We start from the raw sequence: 11,293 nt of genomic DNA on the forward strand, positions 1-11,293 counted from the left end.
TAACTCATTACTTATCACAGGAGGGGACGGGGAGTGCGCGCCGCCTGCCCGCCTCCGCCCTCCTGTGATAAGTAATGAGTTACTCGAAGAGGCGAGGAGAACATGGCGGACAACAGCGAGTTCGAGCTACGCGGGATCAACCATCTCGCACTGGTGTGCTCGGACATGAAGCAGACGATCGACTTCTACTCCGGCGTCCTGGGCATGCCCCTGATCAAGACGATCGAGCTGCCGATGGGATGGGGACAGCACTTCTTCTTCGACTGCGGCGGGGGAAACGCGCTGGCGTTCTTCTGGTTCCCCGACGCACCCGAGGGGATTCCCGGCGTCTCGGCGCCGAAGAACCTGCCGGACCGGGGCGAGATGCTCTCCGCGGTCGGCTCGATGAACCACATCGCCCTCGATGTCGCCCCGGACAAGATAGAGGAGTACCGCGACAGGCTCATCGCCAAGGGCGTGGACGTCGGGGTGATCCTCAACCACGACGACAGCGAGTTCGGGGTGGCGCCCACCATGGGAGAGGGCGTGTTCGTCAGGTCGATCTACTTCAAGGATCCGGACGGCATCCTGGTGGAGTTCGCCGCCTGGACCAGGGAACTGGGCCTGCCCACCGACGTCCGGCACGAACCGAGGACCGCCGCGGAAAGGACCGTGTGATGCCACGCCTGCGCCAGGTCCCCCGCGCGGAGGCCACGGACCCGCTGACGCTCTTCTTCTACGACCGGCTGTTCGGCCCGGACCGGGACCCGGTGGCCGAACCGGGCACCGCGACCGGCTCCCCCGGCGACTGGTGGACCGTCTTCGCGCTGGACCCGGTCATCCTGCGGCACTGCGTGAAGGGCTTCCAGCTGTACCGGGAGAGCAAGGTAGACCCGGTGCTGCGCGAGCTCGGCCAGTCGCGGGCCGGCTGGGCCCGGGGCAGCAAGTTCGTCTTCTCACAGCACTGCAAGCAGATGCGGGCGCTGGGGGTGCCCGAGGAGAAGGTCCAGGCGGTCGCGCACTGGCAGGTCAGCCCGCACTTCAACGAGCTGGAGCGGGCCGTGCTGGCCTACACCGACGGCCTGGTGCTCGACGGCGGCCGGGTGCACGACGAGATATTCGCGGTCCTGAAGGCGCACCTGCCGGACGAGCAGATCCTGGAGCTGACCTACATCACCTGCCTCTACGAAATGCACGCGACCATGTCAAGGGCGCTCCGCCTGGAGTTCGACGACCGGCCGGAACCCGTCGTCGAAGCGGAGGCCCCCGAGGGGTACGGCACCCGCGACATCGCCGACGACATCGCCGGGCCGGGCTGACCTACCGTTCGTCGCGCCAACCGTTCCACTCGGCGCTCAGTGGCCCGCAGGAAACGTCCAGGTAATTACGCTGCCGGTCAACCGATGGGGATGATCCTGCTCGGGCGTCCCCTCTCCAGCCACAGGAGACCGCGTTGACCACACCGAACGGGGACCGGAGCGATCGCAGCCCGTGGAACTGGCTGCTTGTCGCGCCGATCATCCTACCTTTACTTCCATTTCTCTACAATTTCGACGAACCCCGGCTTTTCGGCTTTCCGCTCTTCTACTGGCTCCAGCTCGCCTTCATCGCGGTCGGCGTGACCTGCACCTCGATCGTCTACCAGATGACCAAGCGGCGGTGACCGGATGGACGCGCATCTGACCGAGATCATCATCTTCACCGTACTGTTCCTGCTCGTCAGCGGCATGGGGTTCGTGGCGGCGCGCTGGCGCCGCCCGGACAGCCTGGCCAGCCTCGACGAGTGGGGCCTGGGCGGCCGCAGCTTCGGCTCGTGGGTCACCTGGTTCCTGGTCGGCGGCGACCTCTACACCGCCTACACCTTCGTGGCAGTGCCCGCCCTGCTCTGGGGCGCGGGCGCGACGGGCTTCTTCGCGGTGCCCTACACGATCGTGGTCTACCCGATCGTCTTCCTGGTACTGGTCCGCCTCTGGTCGGTCTCGCACGTGCACGGCTTCGTGACCCCCGCCGACTTCGTCCGGGCCAGGTTCGGCTCGCCCACGCTGGCGCTGCTGGTCGCGATCACCGGCATCGTCGCGACGATGCCCTACATCGCGCTCCAGCTCGTCGGCATCGAGGCGGTGCTGAAGTCGATGGGCGTGACCGGCCACCTGCCGATCATCATCGCGTTCGCGATCCTGGCCGCGTACACCTACCAGTCGGGCCTGCGCGCCCCGGCGCTGATCGCGTTCGTCAAGGACACGCTGATCTACATCGTGATCCTGGTGGCGATCATCGCGATCCCCGCCCAGCTGGAGGGCGGCTGGTCGGGGATCTTCGCCGCCGCCCAGGCCAAGTTCGACGCCAGTCCCGCACCCGGCGACGGCATCCTGCTCAACGCCAACAACCAACTGCAGTACGTCACGCTGGCCCTGGGGTCGGCGCTCGCGCTCTTCCTCTACCCGCACAGCATCACCGGCGTGCTCGCTTCCAGGAACCGCGGCGTGATCAAGCGGAACATGTCCGCGCTCCCGGCCTACAGCCTGCTGCTCGGCCTGATCGCGCTGCTCGGCTTCATGGCCATCGCGGCCGGGATCAAGCCCATCGGCACGGACAACAACACGATCGTGCCGCAGCTGTTCGACCGGATGTTCCCCGACTGGTTCACCGGCGTCGCCTACGCCGCGATCGGCATCGGCGCGCTGGTCCCCGCGGCGATCATGTCCATCGCCGCGGCGAACCTGTTCACCCGCAACATCTACAAGGAGTACCTGAAGCCGAACGCCACCGACGCCGACGAGGCCCGGGTTTCCAAGATCACCTCGCTGCTCGTCAAGGTCGGCGCGGTGCTGTGCATCCTGTTCCTGGACACCGGCTTCTCCATCGACCTGCAGCTCATCGGCGGCGTCATCATCCTGCAGACGCTCCCTTCCGTGGCGCTCGGCCTCTACACCCGCTGGTTCCACCGTGGCGGCCTGATCGCCGGATGGGTGGCCGGCATGGGGGCCGGGATGCTCATGCTCTACAACATCGGCAACCCGGTCACCGGCAAGCTGCACTTCGCCGGGTCGGCGTTCCCGCTGGAGAAGCTGGGTCTTGACACCAAGATGACGATCTACGCGGGCATCGTCGCGCTGGCGGTCAACCTGGCCGTCGCCGCACTCGGCACGGTCATCGCGCGTTCCACCAAGGTGGCCGAGGGCGATGACGCCACCCTGCCCGACCACTACCTCGCCGACGAGGGCGATCCCAGGATCAAGGACAAGGACAAGGACAAGGACCTGGACCTGGACCCCACCGCCCACTGACGTCCCCACGCCGAGCGCGGGGGGAGAGCCGGTCAGGCCCTCCCCCCGCGCCCGCGTCATCCGCCGGCCGGGGCGCGAAGCTGCGCGATCAGCGCCTCCGCGTCTCGGACGAGCACGGCGCGCACCGCGGCGTCGGTCACCTTGCGCGGGTCGCGGGCGTGTTTCACGAACTGCTCCAGGGACTTGACGGCGTTCTTCGTCTTGCCCTTGTCCGCGTGCTTCCTGGCCTCCTTGAGCTGGTCGTTCAGCGAGCCGCCCGTCACCAGGCCCGCCGCCCTGAAACCGTCGAGGAGCTTCTGAAGGTCGGCGAAGGAGGTCGTGACCTCGAACGCGACGGTCTGTTTCGTGACGTGGCCCGCCTTGTCCTTCGCGGTGACGGTCAGCGTGTTCGCGCCGAGCGCCAGCCGCCACAGGTCGACCGGCTTGCCGGAGGTGACCTGCAGGTCACCGATGGCCGCCGTCACGCTCGCCACCCCCGAGGTCGCGTCCGACGCCGAGAAGACGGGGGTGAGGGACGCGGAGTCACCGTACTTACCGGCCTCCACCCCGCTCACGGACAGGACCGGGGCGGTCTTGTCGATCCGCACCGTGACCTTGCCGACCTGCGAGACGTTGCCCGCGTTGTCGGTCGCCCGGTAGAACACCTCGACGGTGCCCTCGGCACTCAGCGTGACCGGGTTGTTGGCGTTCGACCACGTGCTACCACCGTTGAGCGAGTACTGCCGGCTCGCCACCGTGCCGTTGTCGGTCGCGGTGACCGTCAGCGTGACGTTGCCGGTGTACCAGCCGTTCTCCCCGCCCGGCTGGGCAGGGGCGAGCGTGGCCGACACGGTCGGGGGCGTCTCGTCCCCGACCCCGACACCCTGGAAGGTGAACCCGTCGACCTCCACGCCGCCGGTCGAGGTGACGTAGAGTTCCCCGCTGCCGGTCGGGGCACCGGTGAGCGCGGTGTCCACGTTCTGCCAGCCCGCCCCGGCGGGCACGGTCACGGTGGCGAACGGATCCGCCGTCGCCGAGCCCCACCGCAGGGACAGCGTTCCCGCACCGGAGGCGCGGGTCCGCACGCCGGTGATGCCGGCGAAGTTCACCGGGTCGTACGCGATCCAGTCCCCGGCGTCGAACGACGTGATCTTCGCCAGGCCGGACGCGCTCTCGTCCTCCACCCTCGTGACACCACTGCTCGCGTCCGCGTGCTCGGCCTGCAGTTGCTTGGGGTTGAGGATGAGCGTGGCGTCGCCGAGCGCCCCGGGGATGTCACCGGCACCGTTGTCCCGGTAGCTCACCACGACGACGCCGAAGATGTTCTCGGTCTCGCCGTGCTCGGGGGCGTCGGCAGGTGTCGGCCACGCGCCTGAGCATCCCGTGCCGAGGGTCTCCGGATGCGCGTGCACGTCGTGGCCGAGCCCGAAGGTCCACTGCACCCGGCTGCACACGGGGTTGTCTCCGTCCTCCTTGTCGGAGACCTTGATCTGGAAGGGCACCGCGTCGCCCCAGTCGAAGAAGGCGCCGTTGCCCGGCGTCTGGATGGTCACCTCGGGCGCGGTGTTGCCCACGGTGATCTCGGTCGAGGTGAGCCCGAACCTGCCCTGCGCGTCGGTCACGCGGAGCCGGGCGGCGTACTGCCCGAGCACGGTGTAGGTGTGCGAGACCGTGACGCCGGTGGCGTCGAAGGTCCCGTTGCCGTCGAAGTCCCACTCGTAGCGCAGCGGGCCCGGCTCGGTGTCGGTCGACGACGCCGCGCTGAAGTCGACGGTGAGGGGCGCGGTACTGCTCGACGACGGCTTGGCGACGATCTTCGCCTGCGGGGTCTTGTTCCCCTCGGCGTAGTCGATGCGATACAGGCCCGCGTCGGGGTTGGCGCGGAAGAAGCCGTCGCCGTAGTCGAGCACGTACAGCGATCCGTCGGGGCCGAACTCGATGTCCATCGGGCTGTCGGTGATCGGCATCGCCGCCGCGGTCAGCGCGCTGTTGGGCAGGAAGTGTTCGAGCTTGGTCACCGGCCCGTCCGGCGCCGTCACGGTGAACGCCGCGAGATAGTCCTGCGAGAACTCGGCGAAGAAGAACTTCTTGTCCCAGTACTCGGGGAACTTCGTCGTCGACGGGTTCGCCGCGTCGTAGTGGTAGACGGGGCCGCCCATCGGCCCCTGCCCGCCCGCCGCCTCGAAGTCGGTGAGCCCGGCCCACTCCGCCGGCTGGTGGGTGTTGTTGTCGCCGTAGTAGAGGTCCGCCGGGGTCGCGGGAGGCAGCGTGTCCAGCCCGGTGTTCCACCGCGAGGTGTTCGCCGGTCCGGCCGCGCAGTCGAACCACGCGCGCGGCGTCGAGGTCGCGAAGTTCCAGTCGTTGTAGTTGAAGTTGTCGCCGGTGCAGTACGGCCAGCCGCTGTTCATCGGCTTGTCGATGGGGGTGACGTTCCACTCGACGTAGCCCAGGGGGCCCCGGGCGGGGTCGGGTGCCCCGGCGTCGGGACCGTAGTCACCCCACGACACCGTGCCGGTCACGTCGTCGACGTCCATGCGGAAGGCGTTCCGCACACCCGTCACGAAGATCTCAGGACGGGTCTTGGCCGTTCCCGGCGGGAACAGGTTGCCGGCCGGGACCGTGTAGGAGCCGTCCTCCTGCACGGTGATCCGCAGGATCTTGCCGCGCAGGTCGTTGCTGTTGCCCGCGCCGCGCCGCGCGTCGAGCCCCGGATTCATCCCGGGGGCGTCGTTGTTGGGCGCCATGCCGTTGGCCCCGGGCGTGCCCGCGGGGGTGTTGTCGCCGGTGGCGAGGTAGAGGTTGCCCTCGGCGTCCCAGTCCATGTCGCCCGCGACATGGCAGCACTGTCCGCGCTGCGTCTCGATCTTGATGATGACCTGCTCGGTGGAGAGGTCCAGGGCGTCACCGGTCCATTTGAACCGGGACAGCTGGTTGTAGCCCTTCCACTGGTTCCAGTACGACTCGTCCGCGCCCGCGGGCAGCGAGTTGGGCGCCGACCCGGTGGGGGTCGTCTCCGGGTACGGCGCTGTCATCGTCTTCGGCGCGTAGTAGACGTAGACCCACTTGTTCTGGGCGAAGCCGGGGTCGATCGCGATCGTCTGGAGACCGTCCTCGGAGTTCGCGTAGACGGGGATCGTGTTGATGACCTTGGTGATGCCGGTGTCGCCGTCGGTCAGGCGGATGTCACCGTTGCGGGCGGTGTGCAGGACCCTCCTGTCCGGGAGGACCGCCATGTCGATCGGCTCGCCGACGTTCTTGGTCAGCGTGATCTTCTCGTAGTTCGACCAGTGCGTAGCGGCTTCATGGGCGTATGCGGGTGCGGGCGCGGCGACCAGCACCACCGAGGGGAGCAACAGAGCGGCGAGTGCCCTGCCGACCATCATGCGGGTACGCTTCAATTTCCTGAGCCTCTTCTTCAGGGGGGTGTCAGGACAGGGCGGACCGCCACTCGCGCCGCGGCAACGGCAGCGATCACGTGGCGGTCCGCCGAACCTCTCGGGTTCTTCGAGCGGGGCGTCAGTGGCGACCGCGGCGCAGGGCGGCCATGTTCTTGTAGCTGAGATCCGCGTACTGCAGCGAGCGGCCCGGCTCCGCCGTTCCTCCGGGCGCGTTGTCCTGCTCGTACATCGGGTTGTGGCGCTTCTCTATGTCCAGCTTGGAGAAGAAGGCGCTGTAGTCGATGTTCCCGGTGCCGAACGGCACCATGTCGTAGCCGTTGGCGGTGGCCTCGTTGGCCTTGCCGTCCTTGGCGTGGAACAGCGGGAAGCGCTTCTCGTTCTGCCGTACCAGCTTCAGGGGGTCGAAGATGTCGGTCTTGGTGGAGCCGTTGCGCGCGGTGTAGGTGCGGTGCTTGAACTGGGCCACGTGCGCCCAGAAGATGTCCATCTCGAGATAGACGTGCCTGCGGCTGGTGATCTTGAGGAAGTACTCCAGCTTCCGGACGCCCGACGAGCGGGTGGGCCGGCCCAGCTCGTCGAGCGGGCCCTCGTCGAGGAGGAAGCCGTACGCCGCGTCGTGGTTGTGCGTGTACAACTTGAGGCCGGCGGCCGAGGCGATCGAGCCGAGGCCGTCCCATTTCTGGGCGGCGACGTCCCAGTCCGCCTTGTACGCGCTGTTGGTCGGGTCGCCGCCGGTGCCCACGTGCTCCATGCCGAGGATGTTGGCGATCTCCAGGGTCCGCTTGAAGCGATCGAGGTCGGCCTCGGTGAGTGGCCAGGAGCCGGGGATGAAGCCGTGGTTGCCCTGTGCCTTGAGCCCGTTGTCGTCGAGCCACCGGCGCAGCAGCCGGGCGCCCTCGACGGTCTCCAGGTCGGCCCCGCCCTCGGCGTTCGCGTGCTGGCGGTAGCCCGCGAACTCCACCTGCTTGTAGCCGATCCGCGAGAGCTCCTCGAACACGCGCCGGAAGCCGGCGGGCAGGTTCGTCGCCGGATCGCGGGAGATCACGTCGCGGACGGTGTAGAGGATGATGCCCCGCTTGGCCTCCGGCACCAGCACGTTCTTGTCGCCGTGGCCATGGCCGCGTTCCTGCTCGTCGCCGGGGGACGCGTACGCGGCCGACGCGAGCGGGCCGACCGCCGCCATGGCGGCCACCGCGGTGACTCCCGTCGTGGCCGCGAGGAACTGGCGACGGTTCAGCCCGAGCCTGCGGCGCAACGCGCCGGCGACCTCGTCGATCTCTTCTTCGTGTGCGCTCATCTTTTCCTACTTCCGTGTGGGTGGATGGAGCCCCGTGATCCCCGATGCCTCGACCGAGTGACCACCGACCCCTTTCCGCCGCAGGTCCGGCGGCATCGCCCGGCAGGTCATCTCCCCGCGGGGACCTGCCGTGGATGCCGCCGACCGACTCACTTCGCCCTCTCGATGCCGTGCAGAGAACTTGGCGTGGAAGTTACGCGTCTTTTACCCATTTAGGAAGCACTTTTGTCGTGATCTCTTGAACTTTCTGTCGCCCACGACCAAAGTCGCCCTAGCGCACGATCTTGGTCACCAGGCCCCGAACACTCCAACCCCGGGGAGTCTTCCCAGGTAGACCTGGATGGCCGCCCTCCAGGACGCCGAACCGGGCTCCGGTTCGCAGGAACCCGAGCAGGTTGATCCGGCAGGCGCCCGCGACCGTTCACATCCACGACACGCGGATCGACCTGCGACGAAGCGTCGCGCAACCCGGTCGGACGAGAGCTTTGGTTGAAAGACTCGCGACTTTCGCCCATAATCGGCAGAAGCATCGGGCGACACGCGGCCGGCGGGCACCTTGCCGACGGGTCGGACCGGGGCACGACCAGGCCAAGTTCAGAACCGAGTAGAAGAGACGGGCCGTCAGGGGCGGGGCGGGACGTCCGGGGCCGCGGTGTAGCCGGGGTTCGCCACGGCCAGCTTGTCCCGTACGGCCGCCGCCAAGGCGTCGAGAAGCTCCGGGCCGTCCAGCCCCTCGCGGATCGCGGCGGCGAGTTCGGCATCCGAGGCGAAGCCGAGCTCGTCGAGGCGCACGCGGTGGGCGGCGTGCTGCGCGGGTCCGAGTTCGAGCTCCCGCTCGACCATGCTCAGCACGTTGACCGCCACCCGGGTGTGGAAACGGACCCGGCCCTCGACGACCGGGAGCACATCGCTCTCCAGAAAGTCACGGACCGCGGCGACGAGCCGAGCCGCGGACGGCATGTCATGGGGCATGCCCTGCGACATAAGGAACTCCTTATCCGTTGACGCGGCAACGAATCTCCGGTGAGATCATTCCATGAGCTTCGCGGTTCCCGACAGCGTCCGGCCGATTCGTGACGCCGTCCACGCGTTCATGACCGAACGGGTGGAGCCGGCGGAGGCCGTACTCCACGAGGCCGGGCCCGAGGCCGCCTCGCTCCTGCGCGAGCTGCAGGCACAGGCGAAGAAGAAAGGGCTGTGGGCCCTCGGGCACCCCCGCGAGCTGGGCGGCGGCGGATTGCCCTTCCTCGACTATGTGTACGTGAACGAGGTGCAGGGCCGCAGCGAGTTCGGGCAGTTGGCGCTCGGCACGTTCACCCTGCAGGACTCGCTGATGCTGCGCCTGCACGCCAACCCCGAGCAGCGCGAGCGATTCCTCGCCCCGCTGGTCCAGGCGGAGATCTGGCCGAGTTTCGCGATGACCGAGCCGAACGTCTCCAGCAGCGATCCCACCCAGCTCCAGACCACGGCGGTGCTGGACGGCGACGAGTGGGTGATCAACGGCCACAAGTGGTTCACCACCGGGGCGGACCGGGCCGCGTACACGACGGTGATGTGCCGTACCGAGCCGGACGCCGCCCCGCACCTGGCGTTCTCCATGATCCTGGTACCGACCGACACACCCGGCTACACCATCGTGCGCGACACCCCGGTGCTGGGCATCGACGGCGGTCACTGCGAGGTCCGCTACTCCGACGTGCGGGTACCCGCCTCCAACCTGCTCGGGCCGCGCGGCCAGGGCTTTGTCATCGCCCAGCAGCGGCTGGGCCCCGGCCGGATCTTCCACTGCATGCGCTGGCTGGGCCAGGCCCAGCGGGCCTTCGACCTGATGTGCCGCCGCCTGCACGAGCGCAGCGCCTTCGGCCGGCCACTGGCGGACAGGCAGCTGATGCGCCAGCACGTGTTCGACTCCTACACCGAGATCCAGTCGGCCCGGCTGCTGACGTTGAGCGCGGCGGAGGCCATCGACCGGGGTGAGCAGGCGCGGGTGGAGATCGGAGTGGCCAAGGTGGCCGGGGCACGGATGCTGCACAACGTGATCGACCGGGCCATCCAGGTGTACGGTGCCGCGGGGCTGACCCCGGACACCCCGCTGGACCGGATGTACCGGCACGCCCGAGCCGGTCGCATCTACGACGGCCCCGACGAGGTGCACATCGACTCGGTGGGCCGCCGGATCCTGGGCGAGTACGCGGCGGGGGGCAACTGGGAGTTCGGCCTTCGATGATCGACGACCTCGTCTCGGATGTGTTCGGGCCAGGCTCGGCCGTCACCTCTCGGATCCGGCTGCCGGGTGGTGCGTCGCGGGAGACGTGGGCTCTGGACGTCATCGTTCCTGACGGCGTCAGGCATGAGCTGATCCTGCGCCTGGACTCTCCGGGCACCGTCCCGGATACGGGAATCGGATCGGCCGGGATCGGTCTGGCCGGGGAGACGCGGCTGATGCGGGCGGCGGAGGCGGCCGGCGTTCCCGTGCCCCGGGTGCTGGCCGCCGGAGAGTCGTACATCCTGATGAGCCGGGTGGACGGGGAGACGATCCCGCGCAGGATCCTCCGCGACGACGCCTTCATGGACGCCCGGCCGCTGCTGGCCGCCCAGTGCGGCGAAATCCTGGCCGCGATCCATCACATGCCGCTGGTCTCGCTCACGCCCAGGACCGATCTCGGGGTTCCGGCAGGCGCGCAGTCGATCGAGCCGGACGATCCGCTCCGGTCGTGGCGGGACATACTGGATCTCACCGGCAGCGCGCACCCGGTCTTCGAGCTGGCCTTCCGCCGCCTTTCCGGCTGCCGCCCCGCGAGCGAGCGGGTGACCGTCGTGCACGGCGACTTCCGGAACGGCAACCTCGTCATCGGCCCCGACGGGGTCCGATCGGTGCTCGACTGGGAGCTCGCCCACGCCGGCGATCCGATGGAGGACCTCGGCTGGTTGTGCGTGAAGTCCTGGCGGTTCGGGTCGCCGCTGCCGGTGGGCGGGTTCGGGGAGTACGAGCGGCTCGTCCAGTCCTACGAGCGGGCGAGCGGGTATCCCGTCGACCGCGACGCGCTGCGCTGGTGGGAGACGTTCGGTGTGCTGAAGTGGGGGATCATCTGCATCACGCAGACCCTGCGCCACCTTGAGGGCGGCGCCCGATCCGTGGAACTGGCCGCGATCGGCCGCCGTGTCTGTGAGACCGAATGGGATCTCCTGGAGACACTGTCCTGAACCGAGACGCCATCTCCTGTTCGAAACCATCCCTGAGGGCGCGAAAAGCCTCGGCCTTTCGGAACTCTCCTGGAAAACACGAAGGCCCCCACCGAAAGGTGAGGGCCCTCATAAAAGATTGTCCGGCGGCGACCTACTCTCCCACACCG

Annotated in this window: 9 protein-coding genes; 6 read left to right on the forward strand and 3 right to left on the reverse strand. The window is 68.4% G+C overall.

What is annotated here, in order from left to right; translation table 11 throughout:
• The first annotated feature begins 102 nt into the window (after positions 1-102).
• From ABZU75_RS42170 to mctP, 4 genes are all read left to right on the forward strand, one after another.
• Positions 103-657: a VOC family protein gene (locus ABZU75_RS42170; RefSeq protein WP_350928980.1), complete on the forward strand. Its 555-nt coding sequence runs from the start codon at positions 103-105 to the stop codon at positions 655-657.
• Complete coding sequence (locus ABZU75_RS42175) at positions 657-1,298, forward strand: carboxymuconolactone decarboxylase family protein (RefSeq protein ID WP_355567657.1); 642 nt, start codon at positions 657-659, stop codon at positions 1,296-1,298. The genes ABZU75_RS42170 and ABZU75_RS42175 overlap by 1 nt, the downstream gene beginning before the upstream one ends.
• A 134-nt stretch (positions 1,299-1,432) precedes the next feature.
• A complete protein-coding gene (locus ABZU75_RS42180; RefSeq protein ID WP_355567660.1) occupies positions 1,433-1,642 on the forward strand; it encodes a DUF3311 domain-containing protein in 210 nt (69 codons plus the stop codon).
• A gap of 4 nt (positions 1,643-1,646) precedes the next feature.
• A complete protein-coding gene (mctP, locus tag ABZU75_RS42185) occupies positions 1,647-3,266 on the forward strand; it encodes a monocarboxylate uptake permease MctP (protein WP_355567663.1) in 1,620 nt (539 codons plus the stop codon).
• Positions 3,267-3,322: 56 nt separating this feature from the next.
• Here the strand turns inward: mctP and ABZU75_RS42190 are convergent, their stop codons facing one another.
• From ABZU75_RS42190 to ABZU75_RS42200, 3 genes are all read right to left on the reverse strand, one after another.
• Complete coding sequence (locus ABZU75_RS42190; protein WP_355567666.1) at positions 3,323-6,643, reverse strand: PQQ-dependent sugar dehydrogenase; 3,321 nt, start codon at positions 6,641-6,643, stop codon at positions 3,323-3,325.
• A gap of 118 nt (positions 6,644-6,761) precedes the next feature.
• Complete coding sequence (locus ABZU75_RS42195; protein ID WP_355567669.1) at positions 6,762-7,940, reverse strand: TIM barrel protein; 1,179 nt, start codon at positions 7,938-7,940, stop codon at positions 6,762-6,764.
• 621 nt (positions 7,941-8,561) lie between these two features.
• Positions 8,562-8,924 carry a DUF6285 domain-containing protein gene (locus ABZU75_RS42200; protein WP_355567672.1) on the reverse strand — a complete coding sequence of 121 codons (363 nt, stop codon included), beginning with the start codon at positions 8,922-8,924 and terminating at the stop codon, positions 8,562-8,564.
• Between the two features lie 52 nt (positions 8,925-8,976).
• Between ABZU75_RS42200 and ABZU75_RS42205 the strand changes: the two genes are divergently transcribed.
• On the forward strand, positions 8,977-10,167 hold the full coding sequence (locus tag ABZU75_RS42205; protein WP_355567675.1) for an acyl-CoA dehydrogenase family protein: 1,191 nt from the start codon (positions 8,977-8,979) through the stop codon (positions 10,165-10,167).
• Positions 10,164-11,144 (forward strand): phosphotransferase family protein, encoded by a 981-nt coding sequence (locus tag ABZU75_RS42210; protein ID WP_355567678.1) that lies wholly within the window; start codon positions 10,164-10,166, stop codon positions 11,142-11,144. The genes ABZU75_RS42205 and ABZU75_RS42210 overlap by 4 nt, the downstream gene beginning before the upstream one ends.
• Positions 11,145-11,293: the final 149 nt, after the last annotated feature.

Source organism: Streptosporangium sp. NPDC005286, assembly GCF_040607515.1.
GTDB lineage: Bacteria > Actinomycetota > Actinomycetes > Streptosporangiales > Streptosporangiaceae > Streptosporangium.

What these genes read in the sequence shown, in the direction of transcription:
- ABZU75_RS42170 (WP_350928980.1), top strand. Translation starts at nt 103, where the DNA reads ATGGCGGACAACAGCGAGTTCGAGCTACGCGGGATCAACCATCTCGCA.
- ABZU75_RS42200 (WP_355567672.1), bottom strand. Translation starts at nt 8,924, where the DNA reads ATGTCGCAGGGCATGCCCCATGACATGCCGTCCGCGGCTCGGCTCGTC.
- mctP (WP_355567663.1), top strand. Translation starts at nt 1,647, where the DNA reads ATGGACGCGCATCTGACCGAGATCATCATCTTCACCGTACTGTTCCTG.
- ABZU75_RS42175 (WP_355567657.1), top strand. Translation starts at nt 657, where the DNA reads ATGCCACGCCTGCGCCAGGTCCCCCGCGCGGAGGCCACGGACCCGCTG.
- ABZU75_RS42205 (WP_355567675.1), top strand. Translation starts at nt 8,977, where the DNA reads ATGAGCTTCGCGGTTCCCGACAGCGTCCGGCCGATTCGTGACGCCGTC.
- ABZU75_RS42195 (WP_355567669.1), bottom strand. Translation starts at nt 7,940, where the DNA reads ATGAGCGCACACGAAGAAGAGATCGACGAGGTCGCCGGCGCGTTGCGC.
- ABZU75_RS42210 (WP_355567678.1), top strand. Translation starts at nt 10,164, where the DNA reads ATGATCGACGACCTCGTCTCGGATGTGTTCGGGCCAGGCTCGGCCGTC.